Annotated in this window: 25 protein-coding genes and 1 pseudogene; 21 read left to right on the top strand and 5 right to left on the bottom strand. The window is 68.8% G+C overall.

Going from position 1 to position 24,324, the window contains the following annotated elements:
- Positions 1–33: 33 nt before the first annotated feature.
- The 10 genes from crcB (ACQEVY_RS01310) to ACQEVY_RS01265 all read left to right on the top strand — a co-directional run bounded on the left by crcB (ACQEVY_RS01310) (position 34) and on the right by ACQEVY_RS01265 (position 10,363).
- A complete protein-coding gene (gene crcB, locus ACQEVY_RS01310; RefSeq protein ID WP_432943874.1) occupies positions 34–507 on the top strand; it encodes a fluoride efflux transporter CrcB in 474 nt (157 codons plus the stop codon).
- Positions 504–884 carry a DUF190 domain-containing protein gene (locus ACQEVY_RS01305; protein ID WP_432943872.1) on the top strand — a complete coding sequence of 127 codons (381 nt, stop codon included), beginning with the start codon at positions 504–506 and terminating at the stop codon, positions 882–884. Before crcB (ACQEVY_RS01310) ends, ACQEVY_RS01305 begins: the two co-directional genes overlap by 4 nt.
- Positions 881–1,255 carry a fluoride efflux transporter CrcB gene (crcB, locus tag ACQEVY_RS01300; RefSeq protein ID WP_432943870.1) on the top strand — a complete coding sequence of 125 codons (375 nt, stop codon included), beginning with the start codon at positions 881–883 and terminating at the stop codon, positions 1,253–1,255. Before ACQEVY_RS01305 ends, crcB (ACQEVY_RS01300) begins: the two co-directional genes overlap by 4 nt.
- Before the next feature lie 71 nt (positions 1,256–1,326).
- A complete protein-coding gene (locus tag ACQEVY_RS01295; RefSeq protein WP_432943868.1) occupies positions 1,327–2,085 on the top strand; it encodes a FadR/GntR family transcriptional regulator in 759 nt (252 codons plus the stop codon).
- Positions 2,082–3,527: an amino acid permease gene (locus tag ACQEVY_RS01290; RefSeq protein WP_328766166.1), complete on the top strand. Its 1,446-nt coding sequence runs from the start codon at positions 2,082–2,084 to the stop codon at positions 3,525–3,527. Before ACQEVY_RS01295 ends, ACQEVY_RS01290 begins: the two co-directional genes overlap by 4 nt.
- Positions 3,524–4,549 carry an asparaginase gene (locus tag ACQEVY_RS01285; RefSeq protein ID WP_432943865.1) on the top strand — a complete coding sequence of 342 codons (1,026 nt, stop codon included), beginning with the start codon at positions 3,524–3,526 and terminating at the stop codon, positions 4,547–4,549. The genes ACQEVY_RS01290 and ACQEVY_RS01285 overlap by 4 nt, the downstream gene beginning before the upstream one ends.
- 61 nt (positions 4,550–4,610) lie before the next feature.
- A complete protein-coding gene (aspA, locus tag ACQEVY_RS01280) occupies positions 4,611–6,020 on the top strand; it encodes an aspartate ammonia-lyase (protein WP_432943863.1) in 1,410 nt (469 codons plus the stop codon).
- A 518-nt stretch (positions 6,021–6,538) separates the two neighbouring features.
- Entirely contained in the window at positions 6,539–7,465 is a 927-nt protein-coding gene (locus tag ACQEVY_RS01275) for a glutaminase (protein WP_432943861.1), read from the top strand.
- A 133-nt stretch (positions 7,466–7,598) separates the two neighbouring features.
- Complete coding sequence (gene mptB, locus ACQEVY_RS01270) at positions 7,599–8,996, top strand: polyprenol phosphomannose-dependent alpha 1,6 mannosyltransferase MptB (protein WP_432943859.1); 1,398 nt, start codon at positions 7,599–7,601, stop codon at positions 8,994–8,996.
- Positions 8,993–10,363: a glycosyltransferase 87 family protein gene (locus ACQEVY_RS01265; protein ID WP_432943857.1), complete on the top strand. Its 1,371-nt coding sequence runs from the start codon at positions 8,993–8,995 to the stop codon at positions 10,361–10,363. Before mptB ends, ACQEVY_RS01265 begins: the two co-directional genes overlap by 4 nt.
- An 83-nt stretch (positions 10,364–10,446) precedes the next feature.
- Here ACQEVY_RS01265 and ACQEVY_RS01260 read toward each other — a convergent pair.
- From ACQEVY_RS01260 to ACQEVY_RS01250, 3 genes and pseudogenes are all read right to left on the bottom strand, one after another.
- Positions 10,447–11,301, bottom strand: a pseudogene (locus tag ACQEVY_RS01260) (D-alanyl-D-alanine carboxypeptidase family protein); the annotation flags it as partial.
- 109 nt (positions 11,302–11,410) lie between these two features.
- On the bottom strand, positions 11,411–12,571 hold the full coding sequence (gene rho, locus ACQEVY_RS01255) for a transcription termination factor Rho (RefSeq protein ID WP_432943855.1): 1,161 nt from the start codon (positions 12,569–12,571) through the stop codon (positions 11,411–11,413).
- Between the two features lie 281 nt (positions 12,572–12,852).
- Complete coding sequence (locus ACQEVY_RS01250; RefSeq protein ID WP_432943853.1) at positions 12,853–13,644, bottom strand: class I SAM-dependent methyltransferase; 792 nt, start codon at positions 13,642–13,644, stop codon at positions 12,853–12,855.
- Positions 13,645–13,799: 155 nt separating this feature from the next.
- Here ACQEVY_RS01250 and ACQEVY_RS01245 point away from each other — a divergent pair, with 155 nt between their 5' ends.
- On the top strand, positions 13,800–15,428 hold the full coding sequence (locus tag ACQEVY_RS01245; RefSeq protein WP_432943851.1) for an IS200/IS605 family accessory protein TnpB-related protein: 1,629 nt from the start codon (positions 13,800–13,802) through the stop codon (positions 15,426–15,428).
- Here the strand turns inward: ACQEVY_RS01245 and ACQEVY_RS01240 are convergent.
- Positions 15,418–15,576: a hypothetical protein gene (locus tag ACQEVY_RS01240; RefSeq protein WP_432943849.1), complete on the bottom strand. Its 159-nt coding sequence runs from the start codon at positions 15,574–15,576 to the stop codon at positions 15,418–15,420. The two genes, ACQEVY_RS01245 and ACQEVY_RS01240, sit on opposite strands and share 11 nt — an antisense overlap.
- A gap of 72 nt (positions 15,577–15,648) precedes the next feature.
- Between ACQEVY_RS01240 and ACQEVY_RS01235 the strand changes: the two genes are divergently transcribed.
- The 10 genes from ACQEVY_RS01235 to ACQEVY_RS01190 all read left to right on the top strand — a co-directional run bounded on the left by ACQEVY_RS01235 (position 15,649) and on the right by ACQEVY_RS01190 (position 23,408).
- The gene (locus ACQEVY_RS01235; protein ID WP_432943847.1) at positions 15,649–16,386 is read left to right on the top strand and encodes a nuclear transport factor 2 family protein; all 738 of its coding nucleotides are present in this window, start codon (positions 15,649–15,651) and stop codon (positions 16,384–16,386) included.
- Positions 16,383–16,724: a YciI family protein gene (locus tag ACQEVY_RS01230; protein WP_432943845.1), complete on the top strand. Its 342-nt coding sequence runs from the start codon at positions 16,383–16,385 to the stop codon at positions 16,722–16,724. The genes ACQEVY_RS01235 and ACQEVY_RS01230 overlap by 4 nt, the downstream gene beginning before the upstream one ends.
- 73 nt (positions 16,725–16,797) lie before the next feature.
- Complete coding sequence (locus tag ACQEVY_RS01225; RefSeq protein WP_432955009.1) at positions 16,798–18,240, top strand: recombinase family protein; 1,443 nt, start codon at positions 16,798–16,800, stop codon at positions 18,238–18,240.
- A 100-nt stretch (positions 18,241–18,340) separates the two neighbouring features.
- A complete protein-coding gene (locus tag ACQEVY_RS01220; RefSeq protein ID WP_432943843.1) occupies positions 18,341–18,532 on the top strand; it encodes a hypothetical protein in 192 nt (63 codons plus the stop codon).
- 81 nt (positions 18,533–18,613) lie between these two features.
- The gene (locus tag ACQEVY_RS01215) at positions 18,614–18,847 is read left to right on the top strand and encodes a helix-turn-helix domain-containing protein (protein ID WP_432943841.1); all 234 of its coding nucleotides are present in this window, start codon (positions 18,614–18,616) and stop codon (positions 18,845–18,847) included.
- Between the two features lie 134 nt (positions 18,848–18,981).
- Positions 18,982–20,532 (top strand): hypothetical protein, encoded by a 1,551-nt coding sequence (locus ACQEVY_RS01210; protein ID WP_432943839.1) that lies wholly within the window; start codon positions 18,982–18,984, stop codon positions 20,530–20,532.
- A 257-nt stretch (positions 20,533–20,789) separates the two neighbouring features.
- The gene (locus ACQEVY_RS01205; protein ID WP_432943837.1) at positions 20,790–21,143 is read left to right on the top strand and encodes a hypothetical protein; all 354 of its coding nucleotides are present in this window, start codon (positions 20,790–20,792) and stop codon (positions 21,141–21,143) included.
- Between the two features lie 230 nt (positions 21,144–21,373).
- Positions 21,374–21,922, top strand: coding sequence for an HK97 family phage prohead protease (locus ACQEVY_RS01200; RefSeq protein ID WP_432943835.1), 549 nt, complete (start codon positions 21,374–21,376; stop codon positions 21,920–21,922).
- 5 nt (positions 21,923–21,927) lie between these two features.
- Positions 21,928–23,256, top strand: coding sequence for a phage major capsid protein (locus ACQEVY_RS01195; RefSeq protein WP_432955007.1), 1,329 nt, complete (start codon positions 21,928–21,930; stop codon positions 23,254–23,256).
- Entirely contained in the window at positions 23,256–23,408 is a 153-nt protein-coding gene (locus tag ACQEVY_RS01190; protein ID WP_432943833.1) for a hypothetical protein, read from the top strand. The genes ACQEVY_RS01195 and ACQEVY_RS01190 overlap by 1 nt, the downstream gene beginning before the upstream one ends.
- Before the next feature lie 67 nt (positions 23,409–23,475).
- On the opposite strand, the gene ACQEVY_RS01185 is transcribed toward ACQEVY_RS01190, so the two are convergent.
- Positions 23,476–24,297, bottom strand: a complete 822-nt coding sequence (locus tag ACQEVY_RS01185; RefSeq protein ID WP_432943831.1) for a hypothetical protein — start codon at positions 24,295–24,297, stop codon at positions 23,476–23,478.
- Between the last annotated feature and the right edge of the window lie 27 nt (positions 24,298–24,324).

Genomic DNA, 24,324 nt, shown 5'->3' with positions numbered 1-24,324 from the left:
TGATCTCCTGCCACGACCAGGAGATCTACGTCCATGACAGCGCCCCAATCCGAGCAGGTGGACGGACCCGGGGAGTTCCGTGCGCCCGCCCGGCGGCCGTCGGCGTGGCACGGACAGGGACCGATCGTGGCGGTGGTCGCGGCCGGCGGCGCGGTGGGCGCGACCGCCCGGTACGGCGCCTCGCTGATCTGGCCCACGCAGACCGGGGCCTTCCCCTGGACCACGTTCTTGGTCAATGTCATCGGATGTGCCGTGATCGGCGTCTTCATGGTCGTGATCAGCGACGTGTGGGCGGCACACCGGCTGGTCCGCCCCTTCTTCGGCACGGGCGTCCTCGGCGGCTTCACCACCTTCTCGACGTACGCCGTCGACATCCAGAAACTGGTCGACGAGGGCCGCCCCCGCACCGGCCTCGCCTACCTCGCCGCCACCCTGGTCGCGGCGCTCGTGGCGGTGTGGCTCGCGGTGACGGCGGCCCGCCGGGTCCTGGCATGGAGGCGGCGATGACAAGGCTGACCGGCGACGCCCTACGGCTGACGATCTTCATCGGCGAGAACGACACCTGGCACCGCAAACCGCTGTACTCGCAGATCGTGCACCGGGCACGCGCGGCGGGACTCGCGGGCGCGAGCGTCTTCCGCGGCATCGAGGGTTTCGGCGCATCCTCACTGATCCACACCTCGCGCCTGCTGTCGCTGAGCGAGGACCTGCCGGTGGCCATCGTCATCGTGGACACGGAGGAGCGCGTACGCGCCTTTCTGCCGGAGCTGGACGAGTTGGTGGGGGAGGGGCTGGTGATCTTGGACGATTGCCAGGTCATCCGGTACGTAGGCCGCGAGGAGAACCCCGCTCCCGCGGACCGGAAAAGCAAGAAACCGTCGTGAACTGGCTGTTGGTGATCGCGGGCGGAATGGTCGGCGCCCCCCTGCGCTACCTCACCGACCGCGCGGTGCAGACCCGCCACGACACGGTCTTCCCCTGGGGCACCTTCACCGTGAACGTCATCGGCTGCCTGATCCTGGGCACCCTGACCGGCGCGGCCGCGGCCGGAGCAGCCTCCTCACACATCCAACTCCTGCTCGGCACAGGCCTGTGCGGCGCGCTCACCACGTACTCGACGTTCTCGTACGAGACCTTGCGGCTGGCCGAGGACGGGGCCCGTTTCTACGCCGCCGTCAATGTGATCGCGAGCGTGGTGGCGGGGCTCGGGGCGGCCTTTGTGGGGGTTTCGGTCGCTGAGGCTCTGTGGGCGTAGCCGACCGAGTCGCCCGGCGGTCCGTCTCGAACCCTTGACAGTCACCTCTCGTTCCCCGCAGGATCACCCACGTGAACCTGTCAGACAGCCAGACAGGTGGCTCGGTCCCGCGGCGCGTCAGCGCTATGGAAGCGGTGCTCAGTCATCTGCGGAGTGCGATCGAGCGCGGTGAGTACGCCGTGGGGGACAAGCTGCCGTCCGAGGCGGAGCTGTGCCGGAGCCTCGAGGTCAGCCGACCCGTGTTGCGGGAGGCGTTGCGGGCCCTGCAAACGATGGGCCTGACCGTGTCCCGTACCGGCAAGGGGACGTTCGTCGTCTCGAACGGGCCGGTCGTCGACCCCACCTTCGGCGACTACGCGGCCAGTGACCTGATCGAGGTCCGGCGCCATGTCGAGATCCCCGTCGCGGGCTACGCCGCCACCCGGCGAACGCCCGAGGACCTCGACCATCTCGCCCACCTGCTCGACCGGATGGAGCGCGAGACCGACACCACCGCCTGGGTGGCAATGGACACGCTCTTCCATCTCGCCGTCGCGCAGGCCGCGCAGAACCCGGTCTTCCGCCGCGTCATCGAGGAGATCCGCGACGCGCTGGCCCGCCAGTCCGCGTTCCTCAACGAACTCGGCGGCCGTCGCGAGCAGTCCAACCGCGAACACCGGGCGATCGTCGAGGCGTTGATCGACGGCAGCGAGCACGACGCCACCGAAGCCATGGCCCACCACCTCGACCGCGTCGAGACCACCCTCACCGCGATCGTGCGCCCCGAGGGCGAAAGCCCCGACGACCCCGAGAGCACAGACACCCCCACAGAAGGCGAGACCCCGGCGTGAGCGAGCAGTCCCTCCACGAAGAGATACCGAAGAAGCAGGCCGTTCACGTCGACGCCGGCGACGCGGGGTACAGCAAGTCCCTGAAGTCCCGGCACGTCAACATGATCGCCATCGGCGGCGCCATCGGCACCGGCCTCTTCCTCGGCGCCGGCGGACGGCTCGCCGACGCCGGACCTTCGCTCTTCATCGCGTACGCCGTCTGCGGAATCTTCGCCTTCCTGGTCGTGCGGGCCCTCGGCGAACTCGTCCTCTACCGGCCCTCGTCCGGCGCCTTCGTGTCGTACGCCCGCGAGTTCCTCGGCGAGAAGGGCGCGTACACCGCGGGCTGGATGTACTTCCTGAACTGGGCGACCACCGGCATCGCCGACATCACCGCGGTCGCCACCTACACCCACTACTGGGGCATGTTCTCCGACATCCCGCAGTGGGTGATCGCGCTCATCGCACTCGCCGTCGTCCTCACCGTGAACCTCATCTCGGTGAAGTACTTCGGTGAGCTGGAGTTCTGGTTCGCGATCATCAAGGTCGGCGCCCTGGTCGCCTTCATGTTCATCGGCATCTTCCTGCTGGCCACCCAGCAGCCCGTGGACGGCACCACCCCCGGCCCCTCCCTGATCACCGACAACGGCGGCCTCTTCCCCAACGGCCTGCTGCCGATGCTGCTGATCGTCCAGGGCGTCGTCTTCGCCTACGCCTCCGTCGAGCTGGTCGGTGTCGCGGCGGGCGAGACGGAGAACCCGGAGAAGATCATGCCGAAGGCGATCAACTCCATCATGTGGCGCGTCGGTCTCTTCTACGTCGGCTCCGTGGTCCTCCTCTCGATGCTGCTGCCGTGGTCCTCGTACAGCGCCGGCGAGAGCCCCTTCGTCACCGTGCTGTCCAACATCGGCATCCCGGCCGCGGGCGGCGTGATGAACCTGGTCGTGATGACCGCCGCCATGTCCTCGCTGAACTCCGGCCTCTACTCCACCGGCCGCATCCTGCGCTCCATGGCGATGTCCGGCTCGGCGCCGAAGTTCACCTCGGTGATGAGCCGCAGCCAGGTCCCGTACGGCGGAATCCTGCTCACCAGCGGTATCTGTGTACTCGGCGTCGGGCTCAACTTCGTCGTCCCCGACGACGCGTTCGAGATCGTGCTGAACTTCGCCGCCATCGGCATCCTCGCCACCTGGGGCATGATCATGATCTGTCACCTGGTCTTCTGGCGGAAGACACAGGACGGTGAGCTGGAGCGCCCCAGCTACCGCCTGCCGGGCTCCCCCTGGACGGAACTCGTCACACTGTTCTTCCTCGCCTCCGTGCTGGTGCTGATGTACGCCGACGGGGGAGCGGGACGTACGACCGTGCTGTGTCTGCCGCTGATCGTGGCGGCTCTGGTGGCGGGATGGTTCGGCGTACGGCGCAAAGTGGCCGCCATACAGAAGTCCGGAGCCGACGCGTGAGTCCCAACGCCCTTGCCCAACAGGCCAGTTCAGTCGCCGAGGCGCCCGCGATCCGGGAACCGCTGCACGCGCCCGTCGCCCAGCTCGTACGCGGTGGCGTCATCGAGGGCATCCACTACGGCTCGGTCGTCGTGCTCGCCGCCGACGGCACAGTGGAGCTGCAGATCGGCGACATCGAGGCGGCCTTCTACCCGCGCTCGGCGCTCAAGCCCGTACAGGCCGTGGCGCTGCTGCGGGCCGGGCTGCCGCTCGACGGGGAACTGCTCGCGCTGACCGCGGCCAGCCACTCCGGCGAGGAGCGGCATCTCGCCGGCACCCGGCGAATACTGGAGCAGGCCGGGCTCCCCGAGGACGCGCTGCGCAATGTGCCGGACATGCCCTACGACCCGGTCGTACGGGAAGCCTGGGTGCGCGAGGGGCGGCTGCCCTCGCGGCTCGCGCAGAACTGCTCGGGCAAGCACGCGGCGATGCTCTACACGGCACATCTCAACGCCTGGTCGCTCGACGACTACCTCGAGCCCGCCCATCCGATCCAGCAGGCGATCGCGGAGATCGTCGAGGATCTCACCGGGCAGGCCATCGCCGCGGTGACGGTGGACGGTTGCGGTGCGCCCCTGTTCTCCGTCTCGCTGCACGGGCTGGCGCGCGCCGCCGCCCGGATCACCACCGCGCCGCCCGGCACACCCGAGGCGCGCGTCGCCGACGCGATGCGTGAGCACGCCGAAATGGCGTCCGGCTCCGGCCGTGATGTCGCCGCGCTGATGCGGGCCGTGCCGGGGCTGCTCACCAAGGACGGCTTCGAGGGCGTACACGTCGCGGCGCTTCCCGACGGGCGGGCGGTCGCCGTGAAGATCGCGGACGGGGCGGACCGGGCCCGGCTGCCCGTGGTCGCCGCCGCCCTCGCACGCTGCGGCGTCGACCCGGTCGTACTCGCCGAGTTCGCCCAGGCACCGCTGTTCGGCGGCGGGGAGGTGGTCGGGAGCATCCGGCCGGCCCGCGCACTGGAACCGCTCACTGACTGACGCCTGATCCGCTCACGCAGGCCTGATCCACTCCTTCTCCTGAAAGAGGAGCCGCACTCACATGACCGCCGCCGCAGCCCATCGCAGCGAGCACGACCTGCTCGGCGAACGTGACGTCCCCGCCGAGGCGTACTGGGGCATCCACTCCCTGCGCGCCAAGGAGAACTTCCCCATCACGGGCACGCCGATCTCCGCCTACCCGCACCTGATCGACGCACTGGCCGCCGTCAAGGAGGCCGCCGCCCGCGCCAACGAGGAACTCGGCCTGCTGGAGCCGGCCAAGGCGGCGGCCATCGTCGAGGCCTGCCAGGAGATCCGCGACGGGAAGCTGCACGACCAGTTCGTCGTCGACGTCATCCAGGGCGGCGCCGGGACCTCGACGAACATGAACGCCAACGAGGTTGTCGCGAACCGGGCGTTGGAGCTCCTCGGACATCCGAAGGGCGCGTACGAGTTCCTGCACCCGAACGAGGACGTCAACCTCGGCCAGTCGACCAACGACGTCTATCCGACCGCCGTCAACATCGCCACCATCTTCGCGGTGCGCGGGCTGCTCCGGGCGATGGCCGTGCTGCAGGACGCCTTCGCCGCCAAGGCCGTCGAGTTCCGTGACGTGCTGAAGATGGGGCGTACGCAGTTGCAGGACGCGGTGCCGATGACGCTCGGTCAGGAGTTCTCGGCGTATGCGGTGATGCTGGACGAGGACCGCAGCCGGCTCGCCGAGGCGGTCGCGCTGATCCACGAGATCAATCTGGGCGCGACGGCGATCGGTACCGGGCTCAACGCGCCCGCCGGATACGCCGAGGCCGCGCGCCGGCACCTCGCGGACATCACCGGGCTGCCGCTGGTCACCGCCGCCAACCTCGTCGAGGCCACGCAGGACTGCGGGGCCTTCGTGCAGATGTCTGGGGTGCTGAAGCGGATCGCCGTGAAGCTCTCGAAGAGCTGTAACGATCTGCGGCTGCTGTCGTCGGGTCCGCGGGCGGGCCTCAACGAGATCAACCTCCCACCCGTGCAGGCTGGTTCGAGCATCATGCCCGGCAAGGTGAACCCGGTGATTCCCGAGGTCGTCAACCAGGTCGCCTTCGAGGTGATCGGCAACGACGTCACCATCACCATGGCCGCCGAGGCCGGACAGCTCCAGCTCAACGCCTTCGAGCCGGTCATCCTGCACTCCCTGTCCGAGAGCATCACGCATCTGCGCGCCGCCTGCCTGACGCTTGCCGAGCGCTGCGTCGCAGGGATCACGGCCAACGAGGACGTGCTGCGTGAGGCCGTCGAGAACTCCATCGGGTTGGTCACCGCGCTCAACCCGTACATCGGGTACGAGGCGGCCACCGGCATCGCGAAGGAGGCCCTCGCGACGGGGCGCGGCGTTGCCGAACTCGTTCTGGAAAAGGGGCTGTTGCCTCCCGACCGGCTGGCCGCGCTGCTGCGGCCGGAGGTGTTGGCGGGGTCTCGGGCCGGCTGAGTGGTGCGGAGGGTTCCTTTCCCCAGCCCCGCCCCTTCCCGAAACTGGGGCTGCGCCCCAGGCCCCCCGCCAGGGGGGTGGTGGGTGACACTTCGTGTCGCGGCTGCGGGTGCGTCGTGGTTGCTCGCGCAGTTCCCCGCGCCCCTAACGGGGCGCTCCCCGAGCCGTCCGTCACACAGCTCACCAGTCGCCATGCTCGCCAGCCACGACGAAACCGGCACCCTCCCGCCGGTGGGAGGGGACGTGGGCCGGTGCGTCGTATGTCCGTCGCTTAGCTTCGGACTGGGCACTGCTGCGCCCTGTGTCAGCACGGGGTCGTATGCCCTGTTGGCGACGGGCTGACGCACCGGACCGCGGCCCCGCACCCACCAACAACCCAGGGGCGCGGGGAACTGCGCGAGCAACCACAACGAACCCGCACCCGCCCAACCGCCGGAGGCACCCCGCGGGGCGGCGCCACAAGCCACAACGAACCCGCACCCGACAACGAACCCAACCGCCCCACCGCCGGAGGCAAAATGTTCACGTCGTCGCCGGCCTTCCAGCCGGTACTCCACCGCATCGCCGCCGAGATCGAGAACGTGCCCGCGCGTGGCCGCCCCGCCGACTACATCCCGGCCCTCGCGGCCTGCGACCCGCGTCGGTTCGGTATGGCCGTCGCGGAACTCGACGGCACGGTGTACGGCGTGGGGGACTGGCGGCAGCCGTTCTCCGCGCAGTCGCTCACCAAGGTGTTCACCCTCGCCCTCGTTCTGGCGGGTGGGGGTGAAGACCTGTGGGAGCGCGTCGGACGCGAGCCCTCCGGCAACCCCTTCAACTCGCTGGTGCAGCTCGAGTATGAGAACGGCATCCCGCGCAACCCGTTCATCAACGCGGGCGCCCTCGTCGTCACCGACCGCCTCCACACCCAGACCGGCGACGCGGCCGGCACCCTCCTCGACTTCCTGCGCGCGGAGAGCGGCAACGCGCGGCTCGCCAGCGACAAGGACGTCGCCGCCTCCGAAGCCGCCCACGGCGACCGCAACGCCGCCCTCGGCCACTTCATGGCCTCGTACGGGAACATCGGCAACCCGGTCCCGGTGCTCCTCGGCCAGTACTTCCGGCAGTGCTCCATCGAGGCATCCTGCGCCGACCTCGCCCTCGCCACCGGATTCCTCGCCCGCCATGGCATACGGGCCGACGGCACGCGCCTGCTGACCAGCAGTCAGGCCAAGCAGGTCAACGCGGTCATGCTGACCTGCGGCACCTACGACGCCGCGGGCGAGTTCGCGTACCGGGTCGGCCTGCCCGGCAAGAGCGGCGTCGGCGGCGGCATCATCGCCGTCGTCCCCGGTCACTGCACGCTGTGCGTGTGGAGCCCGGGCCTGGACGAACGGGGCAACTCGGTGGCGGGCGTCGCGGCCTTGGAGCGTTTCACGACGCTGACGGGATTGTCCGTGTTCTGAGGGGGCGGTTCTCAGGCGGATTTGAAGGATGGTCGCCGTTCGGTCAGACGGCGGTCACATCTCGGCTGCCGATCAGAGGGACGTACGTCGCTTTCTCGCCACCCGGCATTGACAGGCTGCCCGAGTGTTGGCCATGGGTTTCTCCGTCGATCTGCGTCGCTGTCAGTTGCTCGGACTTGTCGGTTCGGGCTTTCTCGCGGCGGGGGGTGAGACGGCCGGGGCCCTGCCGGTGCGGGAGCTGCTGGCCCCGGCTTCGGCGAGGGCGGCGCTCGGCCTGGTCGGTGTGTACTTCGGGGTGGTGCTGCTGATCGCCGCCTGGGCTTTGTTGGGGCGGGTGATACGGGGACCCGAACCGCCAACTCCGCGCGCCCTGTTGGTGGTTCTGGGGGTGTGGGCCGCGCCGCTGCTGCTCGCGCCGCCGTTGTTCAGCCGGGACGTGTACAGCTACCTCGCACAGGGCGCCATGGTCGACGCGCACATCGACGTCTACAGCCACGGGCCCGCACGGCTCGGCGGGCCGCTCGCCGACGAGGTGGCGCCCGTGTGGCAGCACACCGCGACACCGTACGGTCCCGCCTTCCTCGCCGTCGCCTCCGCGCTGTCCGGGCTGACGCGGGGCGAAGTACCGGCCGGGTTGTTCGGGATGCGGGTGGTCGCGGTGCTCGGCGTGGCACTGATGGCCGCCGCCCTGCCGAGGCTCGCCCGGCACAGCGGCGCCGACCCGGCCGCCGCGCTGTGGCTCGGCGCGCTCAACCCGCTCGTACTGCTGCACCTCGTCGCCGGCGCGCACAACGACGCCATCATGCTCGGCCTGCTGGGCATCGGACTGGTGGCAGCGCTCGGCCGCTGGCCCGTCCTCGGCGCCGTACTCGTCACGCTCGCCGCCCTGGTCAAGGTCCCGGCCCTACTGGGACTCGCAGCCGTCGTGGCACTCCAAGTGCGCGCAGGACGCGGCCTGTTGAAGGCGACGGTGACCACCGGGGCCGCCGCGCTCGCCACCACGGTCGTAGCAACCGCCGTCGCCGGCACGGGATACGGCTGGATCAGCGCCCTGAAGACACCCATCTCACCGCACAACTGGTCACCCACCAGCCTCCTCGGCCGCACGACGGAGTCCCTCCTCGAGGACCTGGGCAGCGACCTCGCGCCCCTCGCCCTCCCCGCCTGGCACGCCCTCGGACTCGTCGTCACCGTCGTCGTCATACTCGCCATATGGCTGCGCCGCCCCCGGCTCAGCCCCGTCTACGCACTCGGCCTCAGCCTGGCGACGGTGGCGATCCTCGGTCCGGCCATCCGGCCCTGGTACGCCCTGTGGGGCCTGTTCCTCATTGCCGCCGCGGCCCCCAGCGCTTCCGTACGCCACCGGGTCGCCGCCGTGACGGGAGTGCTCGCGCTCGGCGTCCTGCCCAGCGGCAGCCCACCGGACCTGGAGCAACTGGTCCTCGCCGTGTCGGGCGGCGTGCTCGCGGTGGTCGTGCTCTGGCAGGCCCACCAGACGGCGAACGCGCCGGTCCTGGAGCGCACCGCATGAGGCTTCCGCGTACGGAACGGGGGCGGCTCGCCCTCGTCCTGGTCCTCGTCGCCGCCGTGACCGTCTTCACCGCGACCGTGCCGCTACTGCGCGGCTGGTTCGACCTGCGGGTGTACCACGGGGCCATCGACGCCTGGATCCATCACGGCGGCCGGATCTACGACTACCACGTGCCCGGGACGACATACGGCTTCACCTACCCGCCCTTCGCCGCGGTCAGCATGGTGCCGATGGCGCTCCTCGGACTGCACGCCGCGATCGCCGTCGGACTGATCCTCAACCTCGCGGCGACCGCCCTGGTCCTCGGCATCCTGATGCCGCGCGAACTGCGTCGCCGGCACGGCTGGTTCGGCTTCGCCCTGGCCATCTGCATGCTGGCCATGTTCGAGCCCGCCCGCGACACCTTCAGCTTCGGCCAAGTCAACCTTCTGCTGCTGGCCCTCGTCCTCGTCGACGCCTGGCTGCTGTCCACCGGGCGCGGTCGCTGGGCGGGCGTCGGCATCGGCCTTGCCGCCGCGATCAAGCTCACACCCGCGATCTTCATCGTTCTACTGCTGCTCGCCCGGCGGCCCCGCGCTGCCTCGGTCGCGGCGGCCGTCACCGCGACCGCCACCGCCCTCGCGGCTTGGGCGGCACCAGATCCCTCCCGCTTCTATTGGACCGAGGCCGTCTGGGACACGACCCGCATCGGCCGCCTCGCCTACGTGTCCAACCAGTCCCTGCAAGGCGTACTGGCCCGGCTCGCCGACCCCGCCGAACCGAGCCGTATCGTCTGGGTGCTGGCCGCTCTCGTCGTCCTGGGCGTCTGGGCCTGGCGTGCGCATCGAGCCGTCGCCGCCAGTGACTTGATGGGCGCGTTCGCCCTGACCGGGCTCGTCGCCTGTCTGGTCAGCCCGATCACCTGGGTGCACCATCTCGTATGGCTGCTGCCGTCCTTCGCGATCCTCGTCGAGGAGGGGCTGCGGCGCAGGCGGCTGCTGTGGGCGGCCGGCGTGTCGTACGTGCTGCTGTGCAGCAGCGTGGTGTGGCTCTGGTTCGACGACGCGTCCGGCATCGACGGCTTCCTCGGCAGCAACATCTACGTGTGGATCACCCTCGGCCTGCTCTTCGCCCTGCCCGTCGGTCAGACACGCGTGAACCATCTGCCGCGCAGCACCACCGCCACGACGCCCGCACCCAGACAGGCCGCCCCCGAGATCGCCCCCGCCGCCGCCCACCGGTCGGAGCCGTCGGCGACCACCATGGCCGCGGGCACCGGCGCCGGCCCCGCCTGCGGCACGGCACGCGAGGGCACCAGCGAGCCCACCGGCTCGACACGCCCGGCGGCCTCGAAGCCCCAGTCGAGCAGCGAGCGCGCCTCTTCGTAGACGGCGAAGCGGCCGCCCGACTGAGGGTTCATCACCGTGACGACAAGGGTGCGCCCGCCCCGGCGCGCGGCGGCGATGAGCGTGTTGCCCGCCTTGGAGGTGTAACCGTTCTTGACGCCGATGAGCCCCCTATAGGGCTCGACTCCGTCGGCGCCGGTCAGCAGCCGGTTGGTGTTCTGGATGTCGTACGACCGGCCCTTGACCGGGAATCTGGCCGTCACCGTCGCGCAGTATCGCGCGAAGTCCGCGTTACGCAGCCCTGCCCGCCCGAAGACAGCCAGGTCGTACGCGGACGACACCTGGCCCGGCGTGTCGTATCCGTCGGGCGAGACAACGCGCGTGTCGCGGGCGCCGAGCGCGCGGGCCTTGGCCTGCATCTGGGCGGCCGTGGCACGCCAGCCGCCGTTCATCGCGGCCAGGACGCGCACGGCGTCGTTGCCGGAGTTGAGGAAGACACCCCGCCAGAGGTCAGACGCGCGGTAGGTGCGCCCCGGCTCAACGCCGACCCGGCTGCTGCCGTCCCCGACCCCCTTCAACTCCCGCTCTGTGGCGGTGTGTTGGACCGCCGCGGGCAGCGTCGGCAGCAAGGTCACCGCGAACAGAGCCTTCAAGGTGCTCGCGGGCGGCAGCTTGCGGTGCGCGTTGCGGGCGGCCAGCACCTCACCAGAGCCCGCGTCGGCCACCAGCCACGACCGGGCGGAGAGTTTGGCGGGCACCTTGGGCGCCCCCTCCCCGAGCCGTACGTGCGTCCCGGACCGGTACAGTCCCGCGGGCTTCGAGGCCGCTGGGCTCGGTGCGAGCGGCTGGGCCTCCGCGGGCGCGGCGGAGACGTCGGCTCCAGTACGTGCCGCGGCAGGGCTCGGTGCGAAGGCCAGCGCGGCGGCCACCCAGGCGGCGGAGCAGCAGACGGCGACACGGCAAGAGAGTCCGATGGTCATACCGCAAACGTAGGAACGCTCGGGGGACATCCCCGGCTCCCCGGGCCGAGCCGCGGCATCGAGCACCCGGATGCCGCAGCGGGGCCACGGCCTTGCAGGCGGGGGAGGCTCACAGGCCTCCGGGCACGGTCGGCTGGACCTGACGCAGAAACGTGGCGTTGTCCGGCGTGTCCCGCATCCGCTCCAGCAGAGTTTCGAGGCCCGCCTGCGTGTCGCCGCGGGAGTGCAGGGCGCGTCGCAGCCCTCGTACTGCCGACAACTCGCTTGCCGGAACCAGGAGTTCCTCGCGTCGCGTGCCGGACGGCGTGATGTCGACGGCCGGAAAGATCCGCCTGGACGCCAGCGTGCGATCCAGGCGCAGCTCCATGTTGCCGGTGCTCTTCAGCTCCTCGAAGTAGAAGTCGTCGGCACGCGAGCCGGTCTCCACCAGTGCCGTGGCGAGGATCGTCAGCGAGCCGCCCTCCTCGGCGAGGCGCGCGGCACCGAAGAGCCGCTTGGGTCCGGCGAGCGCGGCGGCGTCGACACCGCCGCTGAGGGTGCGGCCACCGGCGGCGGCCGCGTTGTTGTGCGCCCTGCACAGCCGGGTCAGCGAGTCCAGGAGGATCACGACGTCCTGGCCCGCCTCGACGAGCCGCTTGGCCCGCTCCACCGCCAGCTCGGCGAGCGCGATGTGCTGCTTCGGCCCCCGGTCGAACGTCGAGGCCAGCACCTCACCGCGTACGGAACGCCGCATGTCGGTGACCTCCTCGGGGCGCTCGTCGAGCAGCACCACCATCAGATGGCACTCGGGGTGGTTGCCAGCGATGGCGGCGGCCAGTTGCTGGAGCAGCACCGTCTTGCCGGTCTTGGGCGGGGCGACGATCAGCCCGCGCTGGCCCTTGCCGATCGGCGAGACCAGGTCGATGACGCGGGTCGTCAGGCCGCCCGCCGGGTGCTCGAGCCGCAGCCGCTCACGCGGGTGCAGCGGGGTGAGGTCACGGAAGTGCGGGCGGGAGCGCAGCTCTTCGGGTGCGCGGCCGTTGACGCGCTCGATCCCGGTGAGGGCACGCTGCTTGCCGCTTACGGCTGCACCCACGCCTACGCCTTCGACGAGGTCGCCCTTGCGCAGGCCGTACCGGCGGATCAGCGCGGGAGAGACCTGGAGGTCGGTGGACTCGGGCAGGCAGCTTGCGGTGCGCAGATGGCCCTGCCCGTTGGAAGTGATGTCGAGTACGCCGGTGGCCTGCTCCTGCGTGTGCGAAGTGGGCGGGCGTTCGAGTGTGGTGGTCATGTGGGTGGGTCCTTTCGCGGACGAACCATGAGGTCAGGGGTCATGAAGGGGAGAGGCCGAATGAGGGGGCGGCATGGTCACGCCCCGTACGGCGGAGACATCACCTCTCGTGCGGCGGGCGAGAACGCCCATGGCCGTACGTGAAGAGAGGTGGTGCTGAGAAGCTGCTTCGCCGGTCGGAAAGGGACGGGCGGATCAGCTGACTGAGATGAGACTGGCACCGGCGCCCGAGAAGGGGCGTACACAAGTGCTAGAACAACCGTAGCACAGAGGGATTTTGATCAGCGGCGGGCCAGGAGCCCGTACAGGAGCGGGATGCGCGGGAAGCTGTCCGGCAGGCGCCACCAGCCGGACGAGGTGCGGTTCATCTCGGGCCAGCGGGGCCACGGCAGTTCGTCGCTCTCCCGTAGCCGCTCGATCCGCAGACCGGCTCCCACCAGGGCGCCCACGACCTCGCCGAGACCGTGCATCCACTCATAGCTGTCGGTCGCGCCCTCTACGGGCGGGCCGTCCGTGTACGTGTATTTGCCGGTCCGGTGTACGGCTGTCCCGCGGCCCAAGTAGTCGTGACGCAACAGGAGTTCGGAGCCCTCACCCTCGGCGGGCTTCGGGCCCAGGGAGTTGAGGAGGGGATGGAACTCGGCGATGTACAACCGGCCCTCCGGACGCAGGAGTTGGGCGACCGTCGCCGCCCAGCGGTCCAGATCGGGCAGGTAGCACAGGGCGCCCTTGCCGGTGTAGAGGACGTCGAACCGTCGTCCGTCGAGGGCTTCGACGGCGTCGTACACATTGGCCCGTACGTACTCGACGTCGGCGCCCGCACGCCCGGCGATGTCCGCCGCGGCCTTGACCGACGCCTCGGAGATGTCGAGGCCCACCGCCCGGGCGCCGCGATGGGCGAAGGCGATCGTCTCCGTGCCGAGGTGGCACTGGAGGTGGAGCACGTCACGTCCGGCCAGTTCACCGAGGTCCTCCCACTCCCAGGCGGCGAACCAGCGCTCCGGGTCGAGGGAGGTGTCGAGGCGGTAGAACCGGCTGGCGAGGTGGACGGGGGTTGCGGACTGACTGCGCATTGGCGTGTTCTGGCGCACATGGGTGACCGGGCTGCGGCACGTGCGACCTCATGGGTAAGAACGAAGGTTTCTCTGTCGAATGTGTGACCTCTTGCGGTGGTGGTCGTTGGGTGGGGTGACGGGTTCTTCGACTCGCGTGGGGACGGGGTGAAGGGATGGGCGGGCTGAGGGAGATGGCGGTGCCGTTCGTCGCCCTGGGGCCGTCCGGTGTGGCGGTCCGCGACCGGCTCAAGCACCTGACTGCCGAGGATGAGAAGGTTCTTCGTCTGGTTGGTGATCTGCTCGGTACGCTCGCCTCCCGGGATCTGAGGGCGCGGTGTGCGGCGGGGCTCGATCACGACACTGAGGAGTGGGCGCTGCGCAAGCGGGCCCTGACGGAGGAGTCCTCCTCCCGCTGGGCCGGGTCGATCACGAAGGCCACCCACGATCAGTGGGCGCTCGCCCGGCGCGGGCAGCTCGCCCACATCCAGAGTCTGGAAGCGGGTGTGCGGACGATCGCACACCGGCTGTCCCTGCCGGTCGGGGAGAAGGGCGGCAAACGGGCTCCGGGCGGCTACCGCAGCAAGCAGGAGTGGTTCGTCAAGACCCGCCGCCTGCACGTGCTCGCCGACCGGCTCGACGCGGCGCGGGCCGATCATGAGGCCGGAGTCGTGCACGTGGTGCGCGGCGGCAAGCGGCTGCTGACCACCCGCCACCATCTGGACGCCGCCCGGATCACCGAGGAGCAGTGGCGTACGCGGTGGCAGGCCGGGCGCCGGTTCCTCCAGGCCGACGGGGAGTCGGGGAAGAGGTTCGGCAACGAGACGATCCGCGTCACCTGCGACGGCGAGGTCTCCCTCAAGCTCCCCGCGCCGCTCGCGCACCTGGCCAACGCCCCGCACGGCCGGTACGCGCTCGCCTCTCGGGTGGCGTTCGCGCACCGGGGAGCGCAGTGGCGCGACCGCGTCCAGGCGAACCGGGCCGTCGCCTACCGCATCCACGAAGACACGGTGCGCGGGCGCTGGTACCTGACCGCGTCGTGGACGATCCCGCCGGTGAAGACCGTGCCGCTGGCAGCGGCACGCGCGAACGGGCTGGTCGGCGTCGACACCAACGCCGATCACCTGGCTGCCTGGCGCTTGGACAAACACGGCAACCCCGTCGGCGAGCCCCTCCGGTTCGGCTTCGACCTGTCCGGCACCGCCCAGCACCGGGACGCCCAGGTGCGGCACGCCCTCATCCGCCTGCTGCATTGGGCCAAGCGCCATGGCCTGTCCATCGCGATCGAAGACCTCGACTTCACCGCCGAGAAGACCCGCGAGAAGCACGGCAGGCGTAAGAAGTTCCGCAAACTCATCTCCGGCATGCCCGTCAGCAAGCTGCGGGCCCGCCTGGTGTCGATGGCGGCCGAACTCGGCATCACCATCGTCGCCGTGGACCCGGCCTACACCTCGAAGTGGGGCGCCCAGCACTGGCAAACGCCCCTCACCACCACAACGCGCAAGATCACTCGCCACGACGCAGCCGCCGTGGCGATCGGCAGGCGCGCCCTGGGATACCTGGTCCGGCGACGGACGGCACCGCCCCTGCACGACCAGAGCGATCGTGCAGGGCATCGGACCGTCCAGGCCGCACCGGAGGTCCCGGGGCGTGAGGAACCCCGCCCCCGCATCCCCGGACCACGGACACGATCCGCGAGTGCCGGATGCGGAGCGAACGCGGGGGACCAGGACGCCCAACACCGTTCGGGGCGTCCGGCTGAGCATGAGTTCTGGCAACAGGACTCACTCCCGCTCAGTCTTTAGGAGCGGTACGGGCGTCCCAGTTGGCCTGGTTGGCCCTCATCATCCGCTCGTGCTCGTCGGTCATGGGCGTATCCAACCGTGGACGGGAACCGAGTGGGAAGGACTCCCCGATGCCCCGGATGTGGCTGCCGTCCGGCAGGACAATCATGGGGACGTGTCGATCCGGCGCCGGCCCGTTCGTCGGTGGGGTGTCAAGGCCTCATGAGCACCAGGAGGAATCATGAAGTACATGCTGCTGGTCTGCGGTGACGACACCGCGGACGCTTCCGGCATGGCCCCCGTCGAACCATGGGTCGAGGAGCTGAGCGCCCAGAAGGGCGTACGGCTGCACGGCCACCGGCTGCGGCTGCCCGCCGAGGCGGTCACCGTACGGGTGCGCGGCGGTGAAGTGCTGCGCACGGACGGGCCGTTCGCGGAGACGAAGGAGTACGTCGCCGGGTACGACATCCTCGAGTGCGACAGCATGGAGGAGGCCATCGAGGCAGCCGCGAAGCACCCCGTGGCGACCATCGGGGCCATGGAGGTGCGCCCGTTCTGGGAGGACGAGGACGCCGAGGGCGAGATCCGCCGCCTCGACGACGAGTTGACGCTCGCCACGCGCGAGCGGGACATCGACAGGATGGCGGCCTGTTACGCGCCCGACGTCGAGGTCTTCCACCCCATGAGCGGTCTGGAGGAGCGCGGGATCGATGCCTTCCGCAAGGCCCAGGAGTGGTGGTTCTCCACCGTCACCGGACCCGTGAGCCGCGACGTGCTGGAGTTCCGGGTCCGGGTGGACGAGAGCGTCGCGTTCAGCCACGCCCTCGTCCGGATGCGCGCCATGCTCACCACCGGCGAACCGCTGGACAGCACGGTGCGGGTGACCACCGGCTACCGCGCCGCCGGCGACCGCTGGCAGATCGTCCACCAGCACCTGTCGGTTCCGTTCGACGCAGGCGTGGAGGAGGCCCGGTCATGAAGTACGCACTGTTCATCTGCACTCCCGTAGGCGGCGAAGAACTCAGCCCCGAGGAGATCGCCGAAGACCCCCGCTTCACCTCGTACATCGAAGAGGTGCGCAGCCGCGACATCGTCAAGGGCGGGGCACGGCTGAGGCCGTCCACCGACGCCACCACCGTGCGCGTCCAAGGCGACGAAGTCCTGCTCAGCGACGGGCCGTTCGTGGAGTCCAAGGAGTACGTCGCCGGCATCGACATCATCGAAGTCGCCGACCTCGACGAGGCCATCTCGCTCGCCTCGAGGCATCCCGCCGCGCTGGGCGGCGGCTCCATCGAGGTGCGGCCGGTCTGGGAGTGAACGGTTGGGAGTGAACGACGTCGAGGATCCGATATAGACAGATTACCCTTAAGGGGGGAGATAGGTGATCAAAATGGACGCCAAGCCGCAACGAGCGATCTTGCTCGTACGCATCAGCGACGACAAAGCCGAGGACGCCAGGGGCGTAGGACGGCAGGAGGATGATGGCCGGGCACTGGCCGACCGGCTGGGCTGGGGGATAGCTGAGGTGATCGTCGAGAACGACACCTCCGCCTTCAAGCGCAGGAAGGTCCAGCTGCCGGATGGCCGGGTGGAGCTGCGCACCGTGCGGCCCGGCTTCAGGTCCACCCTCGACAAGCTCGCTACCGGCCAGTGTGACGGGCTGCTCGCGTACGACCTCGACCGCACCGCGCGCGATCCGCGTGACCTTGAGGACCTGATCGACGTCGTTGAGTCCAAGTCGCCCCACATGCCCGTCCAGTCGGTGACCGGCTCGCTGCGGTTGGCCAACGACGCCGACATCACGATGGCCCGCGTCATGGTCGCCGTCGCCAACAAGGCCAGCCGCGACGCCTCCCGCCGCGTCACCCGCAAGCACGTGGAGCTGGCGGCGGAGGGCAAGTGGAACGGTGGCGGATTCAGGGGATACGGCTACACCCGCAGGGGCATGGAGATCATCCCGGAGGAGGCCAAGGTCATCCGGGACATCGCCGCGTGGGTGTTGGGCGATCCGAACCACTCCCTCAATTGGATCAAGAACGAGCTGAACCGCCAGAGCATCCCCGCAGCGACCGGAAAACCGTGGAACTCACGGAGTGTCCGGTCCGTCGTCACGAAGCCGTCAGTGGTCGGTCTGCGGGCTCACAAGGGCGAAGTCGTCGCCCCTGCACAGTGGCAGCCGATCCTTGACCGCGACACCTGGGAGCAGGTGTGCGCGACCCTCGCCGGACGGACCCGCAACGTCGACCTAACCCTGAAGCGTTGGCTGTCTGGCATCCTCTATTGCCCGTTGTCTGGACACCGGTTGACCAGCGGGTCTGCGCCCAACGGGAAGTACCGGTACTGGTGCGCGACCCCGCAGGGCGGCTGCGGGAAGATCGCGGTCAAGGGGGCCGAGGCGGAGGCGGAGATCGAGCGTCAGGTGCTCGGGCTGCTCACCAAGCCGCGCGTCCTTCAGCGCCTGCACACCCTCTCCACGAGTGAGGTCACCGACGACGCCCGGCGTGAACTCGCCGAGGACGAAGCGCAGTTGAAGGAGCTCTCCCGGATGTGGGCGCGCAAGGAGCTGTCGATGGGCGAGTTCCGCGAGGCCCGGAAGATCATCGAGCGACGGGTGAAGGAGAACAAGGCCCTCATGACCGCGTCGACGCCCAGGGCTTTGCGTACCCTCCTCGCCGGAGACGTGCGCGCCGGATGGGAGCGGCTAACCCCCGCAGACAAGCGCGAGGTTGTGCTCACCTTGGTGCCGGAGGGGTACGTGGTGCAGCCGCACGACCGGAGCCGGGGCTCGAAGTTCCAGCCGGAACGGATGAAGCCGGTGGGCAAGGCCGGATAATCAGCTTCCGGCGTTGTCTGATAATCGTGTTACGATCGAATTCATGGCAGGCAGTCATGCCCGGAAACAATTGATCACTACCGATGATGCCGTGCTGTGCATGCTCTTGTCCCTGGACTCACATGCGCCCGCTGAGGCAATCGTGGCCGTAGCGGCCAGGGCAGAAACCAAGCGTCGTATCTACAACCTGGCGCGGGACGGCAAACTCACCCGGTACGGCGGCAAGGCCCGAGGCCAGGCCCTGTGGGATCGCGCCGAGATCATCGCGATAGGCCGCGCCGAAAGCCAGTAAAGCCGAACCAACACACAACACTCCCAAGCCCCCGTCAAGTTGGCGGGGGCTTTCGTATGCCCAAAAACAGGAAGGAAGCCAATGCAGCCCGTCACCGCCACGACCGATTTTTCGGGATCCGCGCTCCGTCGATGCCGTACCGCGCGGGGTTTCACCTGCCCCGAACTGGCCGAAATCGCCGGATGTTCGGAAGCGATGATCCACGTTCTGGAACAGGGGAAGGCCCGCCCATCGGTACCGCTGCTATGCCGCCTCGCCGATGCTCTTGGCACACACCCGGCCGTGCTCTTCACGGGCGTGGAGGACCGTCGATGACCAATCCACTTGATGATCACGAAATCACCGATGCACAACTCCGCCGCATCGTCGCGCTCCTACTCGGAAAGCGAAACGAGGACGACTAGAACCAGCGCATCCGCCCCTGACCCGCAAGTCAGTGAGTACAAAACATGGAAAAGCAGAACGCCCCGGTGGACCAGACCGGGGCGCGGAACGAAAAATCAGCGAACTTCAATGTACACCGGGCCGAGGGGGGCGCCGCCGTTCCGTTTTCCCAGCCCGCCACTGTCGGCGACGGCCCCGGTGTCGGCGGCACCGGCCAGCAACCAGCCCTGTGGCTCTCTCACCTGGCCGACCACGCCCTGTCCCTCACCGAGGCAGGACAGGAGGCCGTACGGCAGGCCGTTCCCAGGGACCTGCGCGACGACTTCGCCGCGATCATGGAGGTCAGGGCAACCCGTCCCGACTCTCCGGCGAACGTACGGAGGCGGCGGGAGGATGACGAGTACGAGAAGCTGGCGGCCAGGGACGCCGCGAACGCGAGGCTGAGGCAGGAGAAGGCCGGGCCGCCGTCATGGGGCCGGATCGACCCCGCCCAGGCCCTGGAGGCCGCCAGGAGCACTCGTGAGCCGGAAGTTGGTCGATTCCGCGGCGAACCGGCGCACGGGGTGTTCTACGCCGGATGCGTCAACGGCGTGCACGGCGAGTCGGAGAGCGGCAAGAGCTGGCTCGTCCTGTACGTGACCGCCCAGGAGTTGAAGGCTGGGCACGGTGTCGTCTACGTCGACTACGAGGACGACGAGGGATCGGTGTACCGGCGCCTGAAGCTGCTGGGCGTGTCGGAGGCCATCCTCGCGGGCGACCTGTTCCGCTATCACCGGCCGAACGGGCCGATGACCGAGGCCGAAAAGGTCACGTTCATGGAGTCCGTCGCCCTCGGCGGTTCCATCGCCGTCTTCGACGGCGTCACCGAAGGCATGTCGCTGGAGGGGCTGGACGGCCGCCTGGAAAAGGACGTGGTCGCCTGGCACAGCAAGGTCACGAAGGGTCTCGCTCACGACGGATGGTGCGTCGTCGTCATCGACCACACGCCGCACGACGGGAACCGGGCCATTGGCAGCCAGCACAAGAAGTCGTGCATCACCGGCGTCTCCTATCTGGCCGATCCAATACATCCGATCGGTGCCGACGAGCGAGGCGCACTCCGGCTCCGCGTGGCCAAGGACCGCCCTGCATCCGTACGCCGGGAGTGCCCACCGGGCAACGCGCCCAGGTGGCGCGGCGACCTGGTCGTGGACTTCAGGCCGTACCCGGATGGGCCGATCGGCTGCGACGGGAACGAGGTCCCGGACGTGGCTCTGTGGCCCGCGCTCCCAAGGGACGCGCAGCCGGAGCCGGTGCCGGGGCTGTCCCCCGTCCAGCGTGAGTATCTGAAGGCGCTGGCTGAGTACGCGGAGCTCGGCGCCTCGGGGACGACCCTCGGCCAGGACACGGGCAAGGCGAGGTCGGTTGCCGAGAAGGCGATGGTACGGCTGGGCAAGCTTGGGTGCGTCGGGAAGATCGGGACGACCAGTCGTTTTGGGATCACCGAGCTGGGCGTCAGGGCCCTCGCCGAGGCCGACCAGACCTCCGAGGCCGACCAGGAGGTTGCCCCCTCCGACGCCTTCCCCGAGATCGGCCAGGAGGCCCTCTTCGGCACCGGCCAGGAGACGTCGGAATGAAGATCGAGATGGGGGTGCGCCTCAGGGTGCGGCGCACCCTCATCCGCACCCTCGTCCCGCACCCCGACGCAGCCCTGCGCACCCCGAGGTGCACCCCGTCTGACCTGCGATGCCTCCTCGACGCACCCGCCGGCGCACCCTTACCGGCCCAAGGCGCACCCCTCCTCCTGGGGGTGCACGTAGTGCCCCCAGGGGGTGCAGGTGCTCAAAGGGCACTGAAAGTGAAGACGAAGCCATTCAATAGAAGGAGAAGGCCCATGGACGACGACAAGACCGACAGCACCTCGTACGACGACAGCAACTCCGGCGGCATGGAGGAATGGTCGCCGGTGGCCCAGTTCAAGGTGAAGACGATCGTCGCGAATGTCTGGGCGGCTATGGACGAAGAACACCGTCAACAGCTCTGCGACCACGGCATGGCCATCGGTGACATAGGTACAAAGTGGCGACGCGAAGACGAGGCCATCGTCTTCACATGGGCAGGGACGGATATCGCCGTCGTAGAGGAAACCTGGCTCATGGACGATGACAGCACAACGTTCCCCGAAGCGGTATTCCTGCCCGAATGCCCCGATGACATTTCGGGCCTGGAAGACGGACGGGAAGGCTGAAATAGAAAGGGCGACTCCGGTCACCCTCGACGAGGAATTTTACAATTCCCATTCCGAGGGGTAGTAATTCGCACGAAAGGGGCGTACCCTGCTTGTGCAGCTCGGCATCTTTGAGTGAGGCATCGGCGTCGCGAGCCACAGGGGTGAGCGACCGAAGAAGCTCAAGTCACCATGCGCACAGGTGGGATACACCCCTTTCTTCAGTGCGCCCTTTTTATGGTGGTGAAACCTTGAGCGCATTCCCAATTCTTCATCGAACAGCAGAACTCGTCCGTGCCGACGAGACCGGCAGGACCGTGTTCGGCCTGGCCGTTCCATACGGCGTGGATACCGACATCCGAGAACATGGCAGCTCCTACATCGAGCGCTTCGCACCGGGTGCCTTCGCCCGCTCCATCGATGAGCGCGGCTCCAAGGTGCGGCTCTTCGTCGGCCACGAGGCACGACGACTCCCCATCGGCCGGGCAACGGAACTCCGTGAGGCTTCAGACGGCCTCCATGCGGCCTTCCACATTCCGGCGACCCGCGACGGTGACGACGCCCTCGAACTCGTCCGTACGGGCGTCGTGGACGCCTTCTCCATCGGATTCCGGCCGATCCGCAACCGCCAGGACGGCGACGTGACCGTGCGGACCGAGGCCGCCCTCATAGAGGTCTCCCTCGTCGGAATCCCCGCCTACGAAGGTGCCGCCGTCGCAGGCGTCCGCACCGCCTCCCCTGCTCTCTCGGTCGACGTGGCACGCCGCCGACTCGACCTAATCCTCAAGACCTGGACGTGAACAACATGTACGACCAAGACGAACGCCTGGATGACGACGCCATCGGCCGCCTTCAGCGGCTGGAAGACCGCGATATCCCTGCCGAACGCGACCGCCTCGCGGCCGAGGGCCGGGACATCCTCAACCGATCCGAGAACGCCCTCACCGCCGACGACGAGAACCGCTTTGGTGTGATCGAAGCCAGCCTCGACTACCTGAAGTACCGCACCGAGATGCGCGCCAAGCTGATGGCCCTCTGCGACCGTGGCTCGTTCGAGCACGGCAGCGACCGCGGACCGCAGGGTCACAAGACCGGCCGGCAGCATCGGGCCGCCCTCGAAGGCAGCCAGTTCCTCACCCGCGACCAGAAGATGACCGACTGGGTACGGGACAATGGCGGATACGCCCACCGCGACGAGGAGCACGCGTCGTTCGACCGCTACTTGCGCGGCATCGTCACCGGCGACTGGAGGGGCGCCACCCTCGAACGCACCCTCAGCGAAGGCACCCTGACGGCTGGCGGGCACCTGGTACCGACCCCGCTCGCCTCGAACGTCATCGACCTCGCGCGCAACGCCATGCGGGTGGCCCAGGCGGGTGCCACGTTCGTACCGATGACCGCGCAGACCCTCAAGGTGCCGAGGCTCACCGGGGAGGGCTCCCCCGCCTGGCGAAATGAGAACGCGCCGCTCACCGCCGGGGACCTGACCTTCGACGCCGTGACCTTCACTGCACGTTCGCTGGACCGGCTTGTCATCATGTCCCGCGAACTGTTCGAGGACTCCGACCCAGCAGCCGGTGACATCATCGCCCACTCCTTCGCGGCTCAACTGGCCCTGGAGTTGGACCGGGTGGCGCTTCGTGGCAGTGGCACCGCCCCGGAGCCGCGCGGTGTCCTCAACACCTCCGGCATCACCACGACGACTCACGGAGCCAACGGCGCCGCCATCACCAATTACGACTGGTGGCTCGACAGCGTGGGCACGGTGCGGAACAGCAACTACGAGCCCAACGCACAGGTCCAGGCGCCGCGTACGGAGACCTCGCTGTCCAAGCTCAAGGAGGCGACCACCAACGCGTATTTGGCTCCGCCGTCGGGCCTCGCCAGCATCCCCCGGCTCAACACCAAGCAGGTGCCGACCAACCTCACGGTGGGCACCTCGACCGACTGCTCGGAAATCTATACGGGGCAGTGGGGAATGCTGGGCATCGGCCTGCGGACCGGCTTTACCCTTGAGTTCCTCCGGGAGCGGTACGCCGACAACGGGCAGGTCGCCTTCATCGCCCACCTCCGTGCGGACGTGCAGGTGTTCCAGCCCACGGCGTTCGTCGTCGACACCGGCGTGCGTTCCTGATGGGCGGCTTCGAGGTACTCGTGGAGGCCGCTGCGGAGAACGCCAAGGCGGCCGAGGAAGCCTTGGACGCCGCACTGGACGCCCCCACACGGGAAGGCATCCCGCTCCAAATGTGGCGAGCGCTACCCGACTCACCCGGCGAAGAGTCCTAGGCTCCGGGCAGCGAGTGAAGGCCCCGATCGTCCCGTCGCCTGGTGCGGTCGGTGCCTTACCTCGCCGTCAGGCCCGACGCCGGAAGAGAGACCGCTGCCGTGGCTGCGTGTCGGCAACACCGAGTGCATGACTCGGTTGTGAGAAGTGCTGCTGTGCAGTGCTCGTGAATTGGTTCAACAACTGCCCGTACGTGGTCACCCTTGCGAAAGCAACTCGATGGCAATCTGGCTCATCATCAGCTCGATCTAGGCGTGCGCCATGCCATTGACGCGTGGTCCCGGCAGCCTCGTTCCGTGCGTTACCCACAGCTCTGGCACTGTCCGCCATGCTCGTTGGCATGCGAAGTAACAAAGCCACCTCTCGCAAGGTGCATTCGTCCTCAACCTCTAACAGTTCCCTCAGAAGCTGATGGCGTGAATCCACGCCATAGCTGTGTAGTAGCGCTTCCTCCTGATCGTGATCAAACTCTGCAACGGCAAGCAGTTGCCTGAACTTGATCAACGCTCGATTGCAAGCGTCCACGAACTGAGCGCACGCATCGATCTCAGCCTGCCAAAGAGCCTCCGCCCGTTGCCCCGAGAGCTGTAGCTGTACGCCCTCGACCGTGCCGCGCGCCTGAGCCCTACCGCTGACGTATCCGCCGATCGCACCCAGCGCCGCTCCTACCAGACCAGCCGCAGCGCCAACGACCGTCGCCCAACCCTCGTCCATGGCGATGGATTGTGCCAGCCGTGCACGCGAGCGAGGCTGCGCTCGGTGACGACGACCGGTGACCGTGACGGTGACGGTGCGTGTCGTCCGTTTGGGCGCGATCATCATCAGGCTGTACCGGCGAAACTCCTGGTAATCCTCCGTAGGCGACCGGTACCCGACCTCGAAGATAAACATCTTCTCGTCCCAAGGAGGGGGGCGGGT

The organism is Streptomyces sp. CA-288835 (assembly GCF_050936385.1).
Lineage (GTDB): Bacteria > Actinomycetota > Actinomycetes > Streptomycetales > Streptomycetaceae > Streptomyces.
Note: the sequence above shows the minus strand (reverse complement) of the source record. Positions and strands in the feature narration are given on the sequence as shown.